This window comes from Cohnella sp. GbtcB17 (genome assembly GCF_019091135.1).
In the GTDB taxonomy this organism is placed as follows: Bacteria; Bacillota; Bacilli; order Paenibacillales; family Paenibacillaceae; genus Cohnella.
The window spans coordinates 1-16,740 of record NZ_JAGXJW010000018.1 but is presented as its reverse complement, the minus strand read 5'-3'; the positions used below and the strand labels follow the sequence as shown (position 1 = coordinate 16,740).

The window sequence follows — 16,740 nt, the reverse complement described above, 5'->3', positions numbered from 1 at the left end:
TTTCCCCTCTGTACGATGACGTCGAACACCTGAAATGCCGCCTCTCCCCTTCCGGCAATCTAGTCCTCCACGCATTATTGTTAGGGTCTGAAGCGCGAATGACCAGTGACCGGCGTCATGATGACGAAATTTGTCAAAATATCTCCGTTCCCGGTCGCGCAGCAGTATAATAGGAACATCGAACGTGGAGGCGGAGGTTGTCTTTTCTAATGATTCGCGTAGTTATCGCCGACGATCAGACGCTGATGCGGGACGGCCTGCAGACGATCATCGACCTGCAAAAGGATATGCAAGTGGTAGGCACGGCCGAGGACGGCGAGCAGGCTTGCGCGCTTGTCCGCGAGCTGCGTCCCGACCTTGTGCTGATGGACATTCGCATGCCCCTTCGGGACGGCATCGAGAGTACCAAGACGATCAAGCGGGAGCATCCGGGCACCGCCGTGCTGATCCTGACCACCTTCGCCGAGGACGAATATATCGTCGATGCTCTGGCGAACGGCGCCTGCGGCTATATGCTGAAGGACCTGCCCGCGCTCAAGATCGTGGAGTCGATCCGGGATGCGATCAAGGGTCAGCTCATGCTGCCCGCCTCCGTCGCCGCCAAGCTTGCGTCGCGGCTCGCTTTTCTGTCGAAAAAGCCCGCCGACGGGTTCGATCCGAACCGGCTTCGCGAGGAAATGATCCGGTTCACCGACCGCGAGAAGAAGGTGATTCTGCTCATGCTGGAGGGCCGGAGCAATCGGGAGATGGCTGAATATCTGTTCATGAGCGAAGGCACGGTGAAAAACTACGTCAGCGTCATTTATCAGAAAATCGGCACGAACGATCGCGCCAAGGCGCTCCTGCTGCTGCAGGGACTCATGCGCGATGCAGAGCCGACGGGCGGCCGCGAGGATTGACGTCCGGGACGGACGGTTGCCCGGCGGACGAACGGTCCGTGACTCAAACGGTGACCGCCGTCACTGGTCATGAGCCGAAAAAAGGGGCGATGATGGTGCTTGGGCGCCTGTCGCATATCCAGGAGCCGGAATGGAGAATTCCATGTTGTTGTCGAAGACCAAACCATATATCGTCGCGCTGATCGTGCTGGCGATCACGATCTTGCCGCTCGTGCCGTTCGCGGTCCTCGATCAGCGCGTCACGCCTTCCTACGCCGGCGTTTATTCGATCAGCGCGCAGAAGCAGCTTCTCGCGCATGCCGGCGACCTGACGGTCGACCGGCTTGAGACGGCGTCTTGGCGCAGCGCGTCGGACATCTGGCAGGAATTCCGCGGACGCAAGACGACCGGCTACTTCTGGTATGCGCTAGCGCTGCCGGACAACCGATGGCGCGATCCGTATTTGTTCGTTCAAGGACTGCTGCACTACGAGGTCTACCTGGACGGCTCCATCATTCTGGAACGCGGCATGGACCAGCCTTACGAACGCCGCGTCGTGCCGGGCTCCAGCCTGGGCCGTGCGCCGCTGCCGCTCGATGCGTCCGATCGCACCTTGTATATCCGCGTGTACAAGGACAACGAGCATGCGGGTCCTGGCGGGCTCTATATTCGCAGCTTCGCGGACCAGCTCGCCGCGCTGTTCGGGAATTACGCTTATTTGATCGCGCTCGGCTTCGTCTCCGCATTGACCGGCGTCGGAGCGCTCGTTTTTTTCTTTTCCCGCCGGGACCGGAGCTATCTCTACTTCGCCTTGTTCGCCCTCTATATCTCGTCGCTGTGCGTCGGACGGGCGTTTCCCCTCCTGCAGCTGTTCGCGGACACGTATCTGTATCCCTACTATATGAACGCGATCGTGCCGCTTGGGGTCATGTGCTTTTTGCTTTTCTATGAATCCGTATTCGGTCCGGGCTATCGGAAAATCGTACGCCGGCTGTGGCAGGCTATGCCGCCGCTGTTCGTCGTCTCGATCGGCGCCGCCTGGCTTTATCCGCCTGCCTATCCGGCGATGAACAAGGTGTTTTTTGCGCTCATGCTGCCGATCATCGCGATCGTGCTGGCGCATTCCGTCGTCCACTACCGCAGGCAGCGAAGCCCGGAGGCGCTTTGGTACCTCGCCGGCTTTTCCGCGCTCGGTCCCGTGCTGGCCGTCTACTGCCTTTCGGCCGCCGGCATTTGGTGGATGTGGCTGGATCGCCTGATTTTCGAGCAAAGCCGGTTTATGCACGCCTTCTTCGTGCTGCTGTTCTGCATGGGGATGGTGCTGCGTGAACGGGTGCGGGCGGTGTACGCCCAGGTCGAGCGGCACGCCGAGGAGCTTGAACGCAAAAGCATCCGGTTGACGGAGCTCGACAAGCTGAAGGACGACTTTCTCGCGAACACGTCGCACGAGCTTCGCACGCAGCAGAACGGCATTATCGGCATCGCCGACACGCTCGCGCGCGGCGCGGCCGGCCCGGGCGGCGAGCAGCTTGGCGATCAGTTGCAGATGATCGCCGTCAGCGGCAAGCGGCTCGCGCATATGGTCGACGACATTCTCGACATCTCCAAGCTGAGGCACGGCGATCTGCGGCTGCACCGCGAGCCGGTTGCCCTGGCGCCGCTGACCGGCGTCGTTACCGCGCTCGTGGCGCCGCTCGCCCGAGACAAGGGGCTGCGCGTCATCGTCGACATCGCCGACGATGCGCCGCTCGTCTTCGCCGACGAGAATCGCGTTCAGCAGGTGCTGTTCAACCTGATAGGCAATGCGATCAAGTATACCGCTGCCGGCGTCGTTCGCGTGACGGCGAAGGCGGTCGGGGATGAGCTGCACGTCGCAGTCGCCGACACGGGCGTCGGCATCGATCCGCGGGAGCTGCCGCGGCTGTTCGAGCCGTTCGAGCAGGGCGAAGCGAGCCTGCGCGGCGCAGGCCTTGGCCTGCCGCTGGCGCGGAAACTCGTCGAGCTCCACGGCGGCTCGCTCTCCTGCGTCTCCGAGCCGGGCAAGGGCAGCGTGTTCACGTTCACGCTGCCGATCGCGGAGCGCGGTGAGGCGGCAGTTGCGACGGCGGTAGGTGCGGTGGCGGCTGAAGCGGCAGCGGCCGAAGCAGCGGCGGCCGAAGCGGCGGCAGGCGAAGCTGGTACCATGGCAGCGGCAGCTCTCGCTGAACCAGTATCGCCGCTTGGGGCGATTGCCGAAGAGCCGCTTGAGCCAGCCGCCGCTATGGCTTCCGCGCGATCCCCGGAAGCGTCGAGCGCAGATCTCTCGACTGCTGTCGCCCTCATCGTCGACGACGATGCGATCAACCGCCAGGTGCTAACCAATCTGCTGTCGCTTCAGGGCATGCGTTGCGTTAATGCGGCCGACGGCCGGGAAGCGCTGGTCTGGGTCGCCGCGAACGGCAAGCCCGATCTGGTCGTCGCCGACGTCATGATGCCGATCATGAACGGCTACGATCTGTGCCGGACGCTTCGCCTGTCCTATGATGCCGGCGCGCTGCCGATCCTGCTGCTGACCGCTACCGGCAGTCCGGCCGACATCGCGGCGGGCTTCGATGCCGGCGCGAACGATTACCTGGTCAAGCCCGTCGTCTCCGACGACCTGCTCGCCCGCGTGCGCGTCCATCTGCAGCTGTCGCGGCTGACCGGATCGCTCGAGCGTCTCGTGCAGGAGCGGACGGCCGAGCTGGAACGCGCCAACCGGCAGCTGATCGACTCCGTGCACGAGACGGCGCATGCGCTCGCGGAAGTGTCCGTGCTGGAAGAGCGCAACCGGATCGCGCACGACATGCCCGACCAGGTCGGCCACACGCTGACGGCCGCCATGATCCAGATCGAAGCGGCGAAGCTGCTGTTCGACGGCGACCCGCAGCGCGCAGTCGGCAAGCTGGACTCTGCCCGCGAATCGGTGCGCGAAGGACTCGATGAGATCCGGCGCACAGTGCGGCTGCTGAAGACGGCAGATGAACAGGAAGGGCTGCTCCCTGCCCTGCACAGCTTGCTGCGACGAACGGGAGAGCTCACCGGCATTGCCGTGGACTACGCGATCGAGCCGCTGCCTGCGCTCGACGAAGCGCTCGGCGCGACGCTGTACCGGGCGCTGCAGGAGGGTCTGACGAACGGAATTCGGCATGGCGGAAGCCGGACGTTCAACTTTCAATTGGGCATTGCGGATTCGCAGCTCCGCTTCCGCCTCGCGAGCGACGGCCGACCGTACGAGGCCGGTCCGTTCGGCTTCGGCCTGACTGCGATGAAGGAGCGGGTCGAGCGCCACGGCGGCTTGTTCTCCGTCTCCGCGAACGGTGGCGTCGGCTGCCTGCTTGCGATCGACATTCCGCTCCACAATTAAAAAACAGCGGCAGCTATGGACCGACAAATAGAGTCCTGAGCTGCCGCTGTTTTATTTTCGTATAGATTTACGGTTTGAGACATCTTGATGCGTCGCCTGGTAAACAAGTTTAAAAGGAGACTCGTCGCCCAACATTGCTTTTTCGAGCCACGGCAGAAACTCATGATCATTCATTTGGGGGCCCTCCCTGAGGTGTTACAACCCTTATTCGCTCTTAAGCTAAAAAAGGTTCAGCAAAAGTTTACACTTTTTGACACGCGCTTTGCCGAAAAAGCCGTCTGCGGCCTATGTTTGCGCAATGGCGCGCAGCATACGGACTGAGGAGCCCTTATTTTTGTTCCTGTCGCGCTTTGTAGCCTGTCCGCGGACCCAGTAGCCTTTATTGCGGAATTGGAGACCTTTTTTAGCCTTGTTCTGGGTGAATAACGGCTCTCCAGTCCGAAACGATCGCAATTTTACCGTTTTTTTGGGAAATAGCGTCATCTGAGTCCGGTATCTTTGTTCGCAAACCGCCTGCGCGAGAGATAACCTATGAACCTGCAAAGGAAGGGCAGGCTTTCACATGCTCAAAAAGCCCGCCGGACCACGCCGGCAGGCTATCAGTTCAAAATCCCATTCCTATAAGGATTATATGTACACCTCAAACTCCTTTACATACACAGCGTTGCCGGTAACCTCGATCACCTTGCCGCCCTCGGATACCGATACGCTCACCCGGCCATCCCGGCCGATCTCTTGTCCTTGTTCGATGAATAGATTCAATGAAGAGGCCGCACTATCGATGTACCTGGCATAGTAAGCCCCCATGACGCCAGAGGCGGTACCCGTCACCGGATCCTCGATCGTACCGGAAAACGGCGATGAAAAATGACGCGCATGCATATGCGCAGCAGAATCGTAAGTCTCCAGACAAAACGGGTGGATCGACGATCTCGGCATCTCTTTTAACACATCAGGAAACACCTTATTGTCGGGTCGCATTCTTTTGCACGCATCCAGGCCTTTAATGGGAACCAGCAATGTCCACGTGCCTGTGCTGCCGTACAACGTTGGCAGTCGTGTTTCTATATCGTCCTCTTCAATGCCCATCGAATGAGCCAGATCTCTAATCGAACCGTTAAACGCTTGAAACTGGGGAGCAGCTTGTCTCATTGTGATAAAAAGCTCGCTGCCCGAAGTGAACCGAATCGGCAACACGCCGGCCTTTGTTTCGATTGTAAGCTCCGTTTTATCGCCCAGCAGCCCCTTTGTTTTTAGTGCATACAAAGTGGCCATTGTCGCGTGCCCGCAAAGATTAATTTCATGTCCTGGCGTAAAAAAGCGGATTCGGAGATCCGCCCGATCCGAAGTCATCGGGAAAGCCGTTTCATTAAAACCAACTTTCTCCGCGATCTCCCGCATTTGCGCTTCCGAGAGATTTTCGCCGTCAAACACGACACCTGCCGGATTTCCCTTGTTCGGAATGCTGCTGAATGCGTCATAGTGATAAACTTTTATCGATTGCATATGACCACCGCCCCTCTTTGTTATCTCGATTCAAGTGAAGAGCCACGGGTTATCGCGCAAAAGCGCAGGATCTTTACCTAATCACCCAGGTACTCGCATAAAGAGCCATGCTACCGTGCACTTTTACGCGATAAAATCGCAATGAAGCGCCATCCAGCGTTGAAGGTTTTCCGAGCTCAATCTATTAGCCTTTTCTTTAATATCTGAGTATCCTCTTTTACATAGTTACACTGTTCATATGTCTTAATTGCAGCGCTATTATTTCTACCTGTCAGTACCTTCACGCTTTTTACACCACGTACTTTAAGGCTTTCCTCCAGACAAGAAATTATTGAACCGGCTATTCCTTTTCGTCGAGCAGCTTCTTCAACATACAATTCAGTAATTTCACCATAAGGTTCATCATAACAAAAAGAATAAAAACTTTGTGCACAACCAAAACCAACTATCTTACCTTCAAACTCTGCTATAGCTATTAATTCATTACCAGTATTGAGACGTTTAATTATTTTAGCCGGAAGCCTCTTTTTACCACCATTAAACTCTTGATTCAATCTTGAAAGTTCTTCTACATCCCTTAATGTTGCAAGTCTCGCGTTCACTTCTGACCCTCCTTACGTTATCCACACTGTTCGTATGTTAATTCACTCTCTCAATTTTTGTTTGAAGTACTTTAAAGGCATTTAAATGAGACGTATGATGCAAATACTGTTTGATTTGCTGTGCACATTCATGAGTTTTATTGAATTCCGTATTTATTTCTAAGTCGTAAATACCGTGCGTATGAACCAGATTATACTGATGATTTGCAAGACCAATATTCCGGTCTCCTCGTTCCCTTTCTCTTCGTTGAAGTTCTTCTAACGAACAATTAACAGAAACAAATAACACTTTGTAGTCCGCCAACAACATAACGCATTCATCTAACCACTGTCTTTCTTCGAGTACATGGTCGACAATCAGGTTATTCCCAGTAGCAACTAGTGCAGGAAGTGCGTGATGCATACCTTTAATAACGTTCAACATCGCGTCTTTTGTTATTTCCGCTGTTTTACTTCCATTAAGATAATCCAGCGGCAGCATATACAAAAATTTGTCTACCGATACGTGTAAGTATGGTTCGTCTAAAATTCGTTGTAATTCTAAGGAAATACTGGTTTTCCCGGAACTTGAGGTTCCATTTAAAAATATAACTGTCCCTGACGGCACTAAACATCCCCCTCATTCCGTTGACCTTAAGTTCACTCCCGCTTGCTTAACAGTCTGGCCGAACAATATCATCAATCTTCTCAGGATTGCTCGTTTATAAGGGCTAGAAATAATAATATGTATTGAGGTATCGTTCCCCGATAATGTAATAAAGAAGAAACACTATTTATTTATTTTTCCTTCGTTGATCAGCATTTCTTTATCCTTTAAAGAAAAAGTTCCAGGCTCCCAACCTTCTAAACTTCCGATTCCACCAATAATATCTTCATTAACTTGATAAATGGAAGCGTATATTTTCTTTCCTGTTTTTTGTTTTTCTTTCAGCAAGTAGGTTGTAAGATAAACTTCTTTATACGGCTTAAAATCAACACCTGCGATTCTTGCATCTCCATTCAAAATCTTTTTTGTATCGAGCGTTCCTTCACTAACCTTTTCCTCAATATGCCAACCAAACGACTCAAGGTATTGAAAAGGGTTAACATTATTCTGCTTAGTTGTTTCCTGACTGCAACCAATCAGGAACACAAAACAACATAATGTAAAATTAAAAATTAACTTTTTAATCTTATTGCACCCCCATTTCTCGATTTTTTACATTTTAAAATTAGACATTAAGACCCACATGAAAGTTGCAAATTCCCAACTATCCTCCCGTTACTTCAATGGAAACATCAATTGGTCGTCTGACCGGTTGCCGCGATTCTCGTTTTGCTATCATTCTTCGCTAGGCGTAATGGGTTAGTTAATCAATTATAAAAAATTCATCGAAAGATTCTCCATTTAACTGAAATAGCATCCTATAAACACCCAACTTTTTATTTTTATATTCAATTGGAATGTAAGTGACGACGTAATCAAACCCATAAGAAATAGCATTGTAGTTCTTTGCCACATCCCACTCATCAAGAAACAGAGCTACATTCTTAAGTTGAATTTTTAGTTGAGATTTATCAAAATCGTCTCCAAACACCTCTCTAAATTCTTGTTGTTCCTCTTTTTTATAGTTATTAAAGCAAAACCAAAAGCCATCTATACTTTTCTTTTCAATCTCTTTATCCATAGCCCACTGTCGTAACTCATTAATCATTCATTTTAGCCCCATCCTCTATTTATTCGAACTCGTTATGTTAACCTGCCAGTTACTTCAATGGCTAAAGGCAGCTGATGCGTATGTCCAGCTGCCTTCGCATGAAAACGGCAGCTGATCTTTAGACCTACTGCCGCGGTGTAAGGTTGTGCTCTTGTTCGCCGTCAGTTCAATCCATGGTCGTCATCAATCATCCATGAAAATTCTTTTGCAATTAAAACAGCAATTTGCGAAATGGAATGTTCTAATATTCCATGTACATTTCTGGGCAGGTCGATTTCAATTAAGTTTATTTCTTCGACACTTTCAAGTGAATGAAACGCATAGCTTCCATCTGGATTAGCAGGAATCCCTTTTATTTGAACGATTTCTCCATTGATTTCATTTATAAATCTCAGATGGCTAACTTTTGTAAAACCCAAATTGAGTATATAATGCTCTAAAACTTCTGATCTTATTTGTTTAGTGTAATCATAAGCATGAATACTAATATAGTCGTACATATTCCCCCATTAAATGTCGGCTTTAGCTGACTGCCGTTTTTTTCTGCTATCGTTCCCCGTTAAGCGTAACATCTTAGCCATTGAACTCTTTAAAACGTTTACCTTGATAAGTAAGTTGTCCATGGTCACCGACTACAATTAGACCGAATTTATCTCCTCTAACCGGCAATTCAATACGGGTACTGTCAGCTAACTCAAAAGTCACGTAATAGTTGGTGCTTGAACTGGTGTCCCCAGAACCACCCCATACCTCTGTTCTTTTATCCAGCACCGTTGCGGGAGATGTAATAATATCCGCAGCATTGTTTGTAGTCCATGTCGAGAAGCCACGAATGATTATATAGAGGAATGTTCCAACCACTAAGATAACAATTAAGCCCCCAAACAGCTTAAAAAATGCAGGCATTTCATTAATTAAGCCTTCGTTACCAGGGTATCCATTCATCAAATCTCTCCTCGACAGAAAATACAGACATTTCCATATTCATTTGACGCTCTCAGAACTTGAAAAGTTGCGCTATTCCGCTAGTTCCTTCAACGAAAAACAAAAACCGATCGTGTGATCGGCTGCTGTTGAATTCTATTTGGTAGGTTTATTGGATGTTTGTTTTCTCGATGATGGAGGAGCGTAGGTATTTCATGTCGGTCATAGGCGGACGTCCGAACAGTCTGGTATATTCCCGGCTGAATTGGGTGGGGCTTTCGTAGCCGACTCGAAACGCGGCTTCAGCGGCTTCCATGTCTTCTGTAAGGAGCAAGCGTCGTGCCGTCTGTAACCGGATGGCTTTTTGATACTGCAACGGGCTCATGGCGGTTACTTTTTTAAATTGCTTATAGAGGGCAGAGGGACTCATGTTCACTTCTTTTGCCAATTCTTCTATGAGGAAAGGTTTGAAATATTCTTGATTGATCAGATGGATGACCTTGGCGATGCGATGCGCCTGAGTACCGATCAGTGCGAATTGTCTGATGATCTCTCCCTGCTCACCCTGCATCACCCGATATAAAATTTCGCGGATGATCATCGGTGCAAGGACTTCAATATCGCCGGGCGTATCCAACAGTCGGACCAACCGGATTACCGCTTCAAGCAGCGTAGTCGTGGATGAGCTCACGACCATGCCGGGGCCTGTCGCTCCATTTATCGTTTGCTTGGATGACTTAAGAATGTCCATTATCATATCCTGGCTGAATTCCAATTGTAAACTCAGGTATGGGAGCTGCGGCGAGGCTTGTGTGATTTTTCCGACCACTGGCAGATTAACGGAAGTGACCAAGCAATGGCTCGGATCACAGCTGTAGGTTTGACCGGCAAAAGTGACAGCCTTCCCACCTTGAGCGATGACATAGAAGGACGGCACGCTCACCCCGTTGAAAGGCTCCGTTTCATGGGATGTTCTTCTAAAACTAAGCTCGGGTACAGCCGACCCAAAAGTACCATCGGAAGGTGCATACTGTCGAATAAGCCTTGCCAACTCTTGCTGATAATTGGACAGGGTCGAGGGTTGGGCGAAATTTTGCATGATCGGTCTCCTATTGTTACTGCCTGGTAAGCCTATTGTATTCGTGTTGTATCGGATCAGGCAAGAATCGGACGTGAATGAACTACCGGCACAAGCGGGGTACAGCCTATACTTCCAAGTGCAGGCAGGGATTCATCTTAAACTATAGCGAAAGAAGGTACCGGATATGTTAAAAGAGAAGGTCGTTGTCATTACAGGGGCAAGCAGTGGAATTGGTGAGGCTGCAGCGCTTCTACTCGCCGAGAAGGGAGCAAAAGTCGTACTGGGAGCGCGCAGGGTAGAACGTCTTGAAGCACTTGCAGCCCGTATAGCCGCGGCAGGCGGCGAAGTCGTCTATGCCCGAACAGATGTGAAGCAACGTGAAGACCTGATTCATCTCGTCAAGCTGGCATGTGAGCGTTACGGTAAAGTGGACGTTCTCATCAACAATGCCGGAATCGGGCCGATATCCCCGCTCGACGAACTCCGTGTGGAGGATTGGGAAGATATGATTGATGTCAACATAAAAGGTGTACTGTACGGCATTGCGGCCGGGTTGCCGGTTTTTCGCAAGCAGGGTTTCGGACATTTCATCAACATCGCTTCTACGGCAGGGCTTACGACGTCACCGAGCATGGCGGTATATTCAGGCACCAAGTTTGCTGTGCGAGCGATCACCGAGGGGCTGCGTCAAGAGGCCGGCGATAACCTGCGCGTAACGATTATTTCTCCCGGGTTCGTGAAGACGAATTTTGTAGAAGCCATTCCAAGTCAGGAGATCAGGGGAGAGCTTGAGCGGTACCGCGATAAGAACGCAATTCCACCGGAAGCGATTGCCCGTGCGATCGTATTCGCGATGGAGCAGCCTGCCGACGTGGATATTAACGAGATTATCGTGCGCCCGACTGCACAGGCGTAACTTCTCCAAATGCAGATACAGCGGCAATCTTGGACTGAAAATAAGGTCCTCGACTGCCGCTGTGTGATTGAACTAACGTTATCCGTTAGCTTCATCTTCCGATCTTACCCATACACGAAGCGGACCTATCGTAGTCCATCCCGATTTAAGTGCTGCGTTAAGACCAGCGCCTCGTTCATATCCCACCATGGACAACCCCGGAAAATCAAATGCGACTATTCCATGAATGGCCGACCACAGATGATCGCGGTTAACGTTTGAAAATGCGTTGGATACACCCACAGCATTGGCGCCTAAGTTAGCAATAAATCCAGCCACTTCGCCGTCTTTCTTTTTTAAATAAAATTTGACCTCAGGGCGCTCTAAAAGTTCGGGCCTGAGAATATTTCCTGTTCCGTGTGCGGAAGTCCAATCCGCCAGATCGTTTACTGTGGTGACACGACTCCATCCTGACGGAAAGGACTCCACATGATCCACCGGTTCATGGTGTATCCATTCGGCTGTAAATAACATTTCAAAACTCCAAGGCGACAGATCCAGCAAAGCAAAACTATCTTTTATGGAAGATACCTCTTTATTACGAATAATGCCTCTTACGTCGTCAATCGTTACATGCCTGCTTGATGTAATCATGTCCGGGTAATAGGTCGGCGCTTTGGACTCCGTTCTCCAAATATGCTTTCCAGAAGTTGCAGGAATGCCGTGCGTCTCGCATACGATTCCGCACCAAAGGATGTTATTTAATACGGCTATGTCAACCATTTCCCTCAAGATCGTTTCTCCCTGTCTGTGTGTGATTGATCTGCATTTCAGATACAGGCCCTCCCAAATTCACCCATCCCTTGATAAGACGAATACGAAAAGAAAAAGTTACGGTGTACTATCCGTTAGCGTTAGCATACAAATTTTCTATCAGCCGTTCCTTTCGTAGAACCGAGTCGTACGTACTAGACGATGTAGTCCGGATTAAACATCGCTTTGACCATCTCGATGGACCGAATACGATCCGCAAGACGATACATCTGCGTGGTCATCATGAATTCGTCTGCCTCCGTGGTCTCAAGCAGCTCTTTCAGTACGGAATGGACGGTTGCCGGACTTCCAATCGCCTGACCGCGTCGCCGCTGTTGGACAAAGGCGAGTTCCTCGTGTGTCCAACGATGGGCCTCGGTCTCCTCCGGAGAGGGCAGCATCCCCGGCCGCCCTTGAAACAGCCGCAGGAACATCAGGTCTGACGCTCTTCCTATGCGATCTGCCTCCTCATCGGTCGGGGCACAGACCACGAGTGCCGTAATCATGGTATAGGGCTTGCTCAGAGTGACCGAAGGCTGGAAGCTACGGCGGTAATGCTCGAACGCGGAGACAGCATTTCCTCTGCCGAAATGGTGGGCGAATGCGAAAGGCAATCCTAACGAAGCGGCTATATCCGCACTGTGAACGCTCGCACCGAGCATCCAAATCACAGGGGGCTCCTCCGCGCGAGGTGATACAAATACATCATGGTACGGATGATTGGAGGGGAAGCTGCCGGCGAGGAACCCGGCGAGCTCTTCGACCTGCTGCGGAAACTCGTCTGCACCGTATCGCGACAGCATACGATTCAGCACCATCGCGGTACGCGGTTCGGGAGTCGCCCTTCCGACACCGAGATCGATACGATTTGGGTAAAATGCGGCCAGCGTGCCGAACTGCTCCGCGACGACCAGGGGAACATGGTTGGGCAACATCACTCCGCCTGAGCCGACACGAATGCGGCTGGTGGCGGCCGCCAGCGCGCCAACAGTCACCACCGGAGCGGAGCTGGCGACGCCCGGAGCACCGTGGTGCTCGGCCATCCAATAGCGAGTGAAGCCCAGTTCTTCCGCACGCTGCGCTAACCGGATGGTCGCTGTCAGAGAGTCGTGCGTCGTGGTGCCGGTGCCAACCAAGGCAGTATCGAGAATCGACAGGCGAATCGGCGATCGTGCTTTTTCAGATTGCAATGATTCGTTGTCCGACATTGAACAATCTCCTAATAAGCGAAGTTAACTTGCTTGTTCTACCAAATCAGTTGTATTACGTCTCTTTGCCAGATTCCGTGTAACCCATGCCTTGGATCATTTGCGGAAGCCAGGCAGTAAACGAGTAGAACAATATCGCCATTAGACCAAAGGATATTGTGATTAGCCAGGCCTTGCCGTTTCGCCATGGTAATTTTACTTTCGTATTCACGGAATTCGTGTGTACCGATTTTTTTACCTGCAGGTTGACGAACAACCACCAAATACCACCGGCTACGGCAGCAATAATGGCCCAAAATGCAAGGGAAGCTCTCCAGGAATGAAATCCTTCCTGAAGCGGTATGGAAAGCCATGTGCTGACAGTAGAACCTAACGTAAGTGCAACTGTGTATACCGCAATCATGGACGGAACTTGTGCTGGAAAATGGAGTCTGATGAAACCGGACATCAGCGGACCGATCAACGCAATACCAATACCTGTAATAAAAGCTGTGATGAGCAGAAGCGTTGCCGAATGAGCGAACAAACGAATAACCGTGCCTGCTCCAATAATCCACAGTGACAAACCGATGATCTTTTCAATTCCCCACTTACCGCCCGCCTTTACAGCAATCGGAGAAAAAATCCCCATGCATAGCACCGGTATCGAAGTTAACAAACTCGCTGCAACTGCATTCATTCCAAGGTCTGCGGTGATGTTTTCGAGCAATGGCGCGATGGTATTAATGGCCGGACGTAAATTAAACGCGGCAGTAAACAACGCTATTGCAAGCAGGAGTACGTTTTTTTTCATCTTGCTTTACTTCCTTTCGGTAAGATGTCATTACTTAACGGAGCCATCCCTGAAACGCTAGACAAATCATAATTGAACAATACTCATTTATCAATTATATTGAATTTATAGTTATGATTTATTAAACAAATGATTAGGAGCCTTTTCGATGACTCATTATGGAGGGAACGGACTGAATGGAATTTAGACAATTGGAGTATTTTGTGGCCGTAAGCGAAGAACTGCATTTTACCAGGGCCGCCGACAAGATCGGTATATCTCAACCCAATTTGAGTCTACAAATTAAAGCCTTGGAAGAAGAAATCGGAATGCCTTTATTCGACCGCATTGGAAAACGGATCGCGCTGACCGAAGCGGGTTCTCTCCTATTGAGCCATACCAGAAGCATGTTTCAAAATTTTCAGAACGCACTTCACGAGATAGATGATCTCCGACATCAGCGTGGAGGCAATCTAAGCGTCGGGGCGCTGCCATCCGAGCTTGATTTCCATTTGACTCCGATGTTTATTCGTTTTATGAAAAAATACCCCAATATCAAGTTAAAAATCGCCTCGGATGTAAATCTGGCCGAATTAGTTTTAAAGACCGAGATTGATATCGGCATTACAGTGAAGCCTTTGTTCGATCCCCGACTGGTCGTACGCCCATTAGCCCGTGAAGAGTATGGGGTCGTTGTATCCAAAGAGCATAAGCTGTCCGCAAAAGAATCCATTTCCTTGATCGAATTAAAAGAGCTGTCCGTTGTTATGTATCCGAGAGAATTCTGCTGGGCACGAAAATTTGTCGAAGATTGGTGTCAACGGCATGGATTCAATTTAAATGTACTTGTTGAAACGAGCAGCCTCTCCTCTATCCTCCAATTTGTAAAAGAAAATATCGGAGTCGCTGTGGTAGCGAACTCGCTGCTCGAATCCATCGACAATCTTCATTTGCGTTATATCCCGATACATGATTATCCCCCGAAGAGGGAGATGAGCATCATATATCGGGCGGATAAATATCGAAGTCACGCTGCGCAAGCCTTTATTCAATTTGCTGAGGACGAGCTAAAAGATCGAAGGGGACAAGACCGCCTCCTTAACATTCAGACTTAACTTAAGGCTGCTGTTCCTTGGCATAAATCAACCCTAAGAGATGAGCTTGATCAAGCAGCATCTCATAATGCTTGGAATCGGAATCCAAAGTCTCGTATAAAAATTCGACTTTGGAATTGGAAATACCGCAATAATCTGCAATTCCCACATTAAGCAGATGCGTAATCTTTTCATCATAGTTACGCTTACTCATCTGTTCTTTGGAAACACCCGCCAGCCCCATCCACAAGACATGCTGATGATGAAGCTTGTTCGAACCGTAGGCAAACCCATTGTTCCATACACGGTCAATATAACCTTTGAGCATAGCCGGCAAATGCCACCACCAAATCGGAAAAATAAATGCTAAGGCGTCGTGCTCCTTCAAACGCCTTATTTCCATTTCCACCTCAGGAGAAAAGGACTGTTCCGCTGCCGAAAAATCAGGTTCATCTATTTCTTTAAGAACAGGGTCAAAGCCAATCCCGTGTAAATCCAATATCTCATAGTCGTGGCCAGCCTCAGCAAGACCTTGTACGAAACGCTCGGCAACCTTAAAGGTAAGGGAATCTCTCCTCGGATGCGAAACAACGACTAATACTTTCATCCTGGTATCATCACCTTTCTCATGATCGATGGCTGATGCTATTATAAACAGTGATAAAAACAACCTGGAAGTACGCACTTTCAAGTTCTATAGGAAGATCCAGGTGCCATAGGAACATGGAAGTGCCTGAGATAGATGCCTTTGGACGGAGGAATAAGAGATGACTAATGAGAGGAATAATAGCGTTCAAAAGAAATATCAAGTTGGCGTGGAGGCGGCATTAGAGGTAATGGGGGGAAAATGGAAGCCTTTAATCATCTATCATTTGATGACAGGACGCAAACGGTCGTCTGAGTTTCGACGTCTAATCCCCGGCATCACACAAAAAATGCTGACCACTCAACTAAGAAGCCTTGAAAAGGATGAGATTGTTGCACGACAGGTTTATCAGGAGATCCCACCTAAAGTCGAGTATGAGTTAACTTCCTACGGCTGGGGATTGAAGCCCGCGCTGGACCTTTTATGCTATTGGGGAGAGGACCATCTGGAAAAGGTTTATGGCGACAAATCCAAGGTTTTGGAGGATTTTCACGGCTAAGCTGAACAGCCTGCCCAATCCCGCCGGCAGGCTGTGTAATTGAGCTATCGTTCTCCGATAGCACAACCTTTGTTAGAAACTACTATGACTTTGGCACTGAATTTTTTTGTCTCTCTAGGCCTTTAGAAAATAATGATAACATTCTTCATCTCTTTTATAGCCACTTTTTTCATAAATCCCTTGTGCTCTTACATTATCAATCGCTGTTGAGAGTGCTAGTCCCTTGGCTTTGATGCTTCTTGCATAATCTTTTGCAGCTTCTAATAAGGCCCGAGCAGTTCCTGCACCTCTAAAATCTGAATGTACATACAGATCATTTAAAATCAAAGATCTTTGCATAGAAACTGAAGAAAATGAAGGGTACAGTTGAGTAAACCCGATTATTTTATTGTGATTCAGATCTTTAGCAACGAAGATAATGGATTCTCTGTGTTCAAATCGTTCAAATAAGAACTCCTTTGCAGCTGAAATATTTGATTCCTGATTGTAAAACATCCGATATTCATTAAACAAAATTGTTAATTCATCAAGATCATCGATTGTTGCCATTGATATGAGAAAAGTGTAACTGTTCATATAATTCATCTATCGTTCTCTTATGCCGGAGGGGTCAAGCCCGTCGTAATTGCGATGCGGTTCCAGCCATTGATTGTGATGATAGCCATCAGCAGCTCGCTGATCTCCTGCTCGCTGAAGTGACGGGCTGCTTCTTCGTACACGTCGTCCGGAACGTGATTGGA

The 16,740-nt window shown here is 49.9% G+C and carries 18 protein-coding genes; 5 read left to right on the top strand and 13 right to left on the bottom strand.

What is annotated here, in order from left to right:
- The first annotated feature begins 209 nt into the window (after positions 1 to 209).
- Positions 210 to 899, top strand: a complete 690-nt coding sequence (locus KVT38_RS11855; RefSeq protein WP_217593929.1) for a response regulator transcription factor — start codon at positions 210 to 212, stop codon at positions 897 to 899.
- Positions 900 to 1,041: 142 nt separating this feature from the next.
- Positions 1,042 to 4,263 carry an ATP-binding protein gene (locus tag KVT38_RS11850; RefSeq protein ID WP_217593928.1) on the top strand — a complete coding sequence of 1,074 codons (3,222 nt, stop codon included), beginning with the start codon at positions 1,042 to 1,044 and terminating at the stop codon, positions 4,261 to 4,263.
- A 627-nt stretch (positions 4,264 to 4,890) separates the two neighbouring features.
- Here the strand turns inward: KVT38_RS11850 and KVT38_RS11845 are convergent.
- The 8 genes from KVT38_RS11845 to KVT38_RS11810 all read right to left on the bottom strand — a co-directional run bounded on the left by KVT38_RS11845 (position 4,891) and on the right by KVT38_RS11810 (position 10,091).
- Complete coding sequence (locus tag KVT38_RS11845) at positions 4,891 to 5,769, bottom strand: PhzF family phenazine biosynthesis isomerase (protein WP_217593927.1); 879 nt, start codon at positions 5,767 to 5,769, stop codon at positions 4,891 to 4,893.
- 176 nt (positions 5,770 to 5,945) lie between these two features.
- Entirely contained in the window at positions 5,946 to 6,371 is a 426-nt protein-coding gene (locus tag KVT38_RS11840; RefSeq protein ID WP_217593926.1) for a GNAT family N-acetyltransferase, read from the bottom strand.
- A 37-nt stretch (positions 6,372 to 6,408) separates the two neighbouring features.
- Positions 6,409 to 6,978, bottom strand: a complete 570-nt coding sequence (locus KVT38_RS11835; RefSeq protein WP_217593925.1) for a chloramphenicol phosphotransferase CPT family protein — start codon at positions 6,976 to 6,978, stop codon at positions 6,409 to 6,411.
- 162 nt (positions 6,979 to 7,140) lie between these two features.
- The gene (locus KVT38_RS11830) at positions 7,141 to 7,503 is read right to left on the bottom strand and encodes a DUF4830 domain-containing protein (protein WP_217593924.1); all 363 of its coding nucleotides are present in this window, start codon (positions 7,501 to 7,503) and stop codon (positions 7,141 to 7,143) included.
- A gap of 217 nt (positions 7,504 to 7,720) precedes the next feature.
- Positions 7,721 to 8,065 carry a hypothetical protein gene (locus tag KVT38_RS11825; protein WP_217593923.1) on the bottom strand — a complete coding sequence of 115 codons (345 nt, stop codon included), beginning with the start codon at positions 8,063 to 8,065 and terminating at the stop codon, positions 7,721 to 7,723.
- Between the two features lie 164 nt (positions 8,066 to 8,229).
- Positions 8,230 to 8,568: a hypothetical protein gene (locus tag KVT38_RS11820; RefSeq protein WP_217593922.1), complete on the bottom strand. Its 339-nt coding sequence runs from the start codon at positions 8,566 to 8,568 to the stop codon at positions 8,230 to 8,232.
- A 73-nt stretch (positions 8,569 to 8,641) separates the two neighbouring features.
- Positions 8,642 to 9,013 (bottom strand): DUF2500 domain-containing protein, encoded by a 372-nt coding sequence (locus KVT38_RS11815; RefSeq protein WP_217593921.1) that lies wholly within the window; start codon positions 9,011 to 9,013, stop codon positions 8,642 to 8,644.
- A 148-nt stretch (positions 9,014 to 9,161) separates the two neighbouring features.
- Positions 9,162 to 10,091 carry an AraC family transcriptional regulator gene (locus tag KVT38_RS11810; RefSeq protein ID WP_217593920.1) on the bottom strand — a complete coding sequence of 310 codons (930 nt, stop codon included), beginning with the start codon at positions 10,089 to 10,091 and terminating at the stop codon, positions 9,162 to 9,164.
- A 166-nt stretch (positions 10,092 to 10,257) separates the two neighbouring features.
- On the opposite strand from KVT38_RS11810, the gene KVT38_RS11805 reads away from it, so the two are divergent.
- A complete protein-coding gene (locus KVT38_RS11805) occupies positions 10,258 to 10,989 on the top strand; it encodes an SDR family oxidoreductase (RefSeq protein WP_217593919.1) in 732 nt (243 codons plus the stop codon).
- Positions 10,990 to 11,067: 78 nt separating this feature from the next.
- On the opposite strand, the gene KVT38_RS11800 is transcribed toward KVT38_RS11805, so the two are convergent.
- From KVT38_RS11800 to KVT38_RS11790, 3 genes are all read right to left on the bottom strand, one after another.
- Positions 11,068 to 11,760 carry a hypothetical protein gene (locus tag KVT38_RS11800; protein ID WP_217593918.1) on the bottom strand — a complete coding sequence of 231 codons (693 nt, stop codon included), beginning with the start codon at positions 11,758 to 11,760 and terminating at the stop codon, positions 11,068 to 11,070.
- A gap of 176 nt (positions 11,761 to 11,936) precedes the next feature.
- Complete coding sequence (locus KVT38_RS11795; RefSeq protein WP_217593917.1) at positions 11,937 to 12,989, bottom strand: LLM class flavin-dependent oxidoreductase; 1,053 nt, start codon at positions 12,987 to 12,989, stop codon at positions 11,937 to 11,939.
- Positions 12,990 to 13,044: 55 nt separating this feature from the next.
- A complete protein-coding gene (locus tag KVT38_RS11790; protein ID WP_217593916.1) occupies positions 13,045 to 13,782 on the bottom strand; it encodes an MFS transporter in 738 nt (245 codons plus the stop codon).
- A gap of 176 nt (positions 13,783 to 13,958) precedes the next feature.
- Here KVT38_RS11790 and KVT38_RS11785 point away from each other — a divergent pair, with 176 nt between their 5' ends.
- Positions 13,959 to 14,876: a LysR family transcriptional regulator gene (locus tag KVT38_RS11785; RefSeq protein ID WP_217593915.1), complete on the top strand. Its 918-nt coding sequence runs from the start codon at positions 13,959 to 13,961 to the stop codon at positions 14,874 to 14,876.
- A gap of 1 nt (position 14,877) precedes the next feature.
- On the opposite strand, the gene KVT38_RS11780 is transcribed toward KVT38_RS11785, so the two are convergent.
- Entirely contained in the window at positions 14,878 to 15,462 is a 585-nt protein-coding gene (locus KVT38_RS11780) for an NAD(P)H oxidoreductase (protein ID WP_217593914.1), read from the bottom strand.
- A 160-nt stretch (positions 15,463 to 15,622) separates the two neighbouring features.
- Between KVT38_RS11780 and KVT38_RS11775 the strand changes: the two genes are divergently transcribed.
- The gene (locus KVT38_RS11775) at positions 15,623 to 16,000 is read left to right on the top strand and encodes a winged helix-turn-helix transcriptional regulator (protein WP_217593913.1); all 378 of its coding nucleotides are present in this window, start codon (positions 15,623 to 15,625) and stop codon (positions 15,998 to 16,000) included.
- Positions 16,001 to 16,114: 114 nt separating this feature from the next.
- On the opposite strand, the gene KVT38_RS11770 is transcribed toward KVT38_RS11775, so the two are convergent.
- The gene (locus tag KVT38_RS11770; RefSeq protein ID WP_217594014.1) at positions 16,115 to 16,576 is read right to left on the bottom strand and encodes a GNAT family N-acetyltransferase; all 462 of its coding nucleotides are present in this window, start codon (positions 16,574 to 16,576) and stop codon (positions 16,115 to 16,117) included.
- Positions 16,577 to 16,740 lie beyond the last annotated feature (164 nt).

Bases quoted from the DNA above. Each gene is read 5' to 3' on its own strand.
- KVT38_RS11805 (WP_217593919.1), top strand. From the start codon at position 10,258: ATGTTAAAAGAGAAGGTCGTTGTCATTACAGGGGCAAGCAGTGGAATT.
- KVT38_RS11815 (WP_217593921.1), bottom strand. From the start codon at position 9,013: ATGAATGGATACCCTGGTAACGAAGGCTTAATTAATGAAATGCCTGCA.
- KVT38_RS11785 (WP_217593915.1), top strand. From the start codon at position 13,959: ATGGAATTTAGACAATTGGAGTATTTTGTGGCCGTAAGCGAAGAACTG.
- KVT38_RS11820 (WP_217593922.1), bottom strand. From the start codon at position 8,568: ATGTACGACTATATTAGTATTCATGCTTATGATTACACTAAACAAATA.
- KVT38_RS11850 (WP_217593928.1), top strand. From the start codon at position 1,042: ATGTTGTTGTCGAAGACCAAACCATATATCGTCGCGCTGATCGTGCTG.
- KVT38_RS11825 (WP_217593923.1), bottom strand. From the start codon at position 8,065: ATGATTAATGAGTTACGACAGTGGGCTATGGATAAAGAGATTGAAAAG.
- KVT38_RS11810 (WP_217593920.1), bottom strand. From the start codon at position 10,091: ATGCAAAATTTCGCCCAACCCTCGACCCTGTCCAATTATCAGCAAGAG.
- KVT38_RS11770 (WP_217594014.1), bottom strand. From the start codon at position 16,576: ATGAACAGTTACACTTTTCTCATATCAATGGCAACAATCGATGATCTT.
- KVT38_RS11845 (WP_217593927.1), bottom strand. From the start codon at position 5,769: ATGCAATCGATAAAAGTTTATCACTATGACGCATTCAGCAGCATTCCG.
- KVT38_RS11855 (WP_217593929.1), top strand. From the start codon at position 210: ATGATTCGCGTAGTTATCGCCGACGATCAGACGCTGATGCGGGACGGC.
- KVT38_RS11790 (WP_217593916.1), bottom strand. From the start codon at position 13,782: ATGAAAAAAAACGTACTCCTGCTTGCAATAGCGTTGTTTACTGCCGCG.
- KVT38_RS11775 (WP_217593913.1), top strand. From the start codon at position 15,623: ATGACTAATGAGAGGAATAATAGCGTTCAAAAGAAATATCAAGTTGGC.
- KVT38_RS11780 (WP_217593914.1), bottom strand. From the start codon at position 15,462: ATGAAAGTATTAGTCGTTGTTTCGCATCCGAGGAGAGATTCCCTTACC.
- KVT38_RS11795 (WP_217593917.1), bottom strand. From the start codon at position 12,989: ATGTCGGACAACGAATCATTGCAATCTGAAAAAGCACGATCGCCGATT.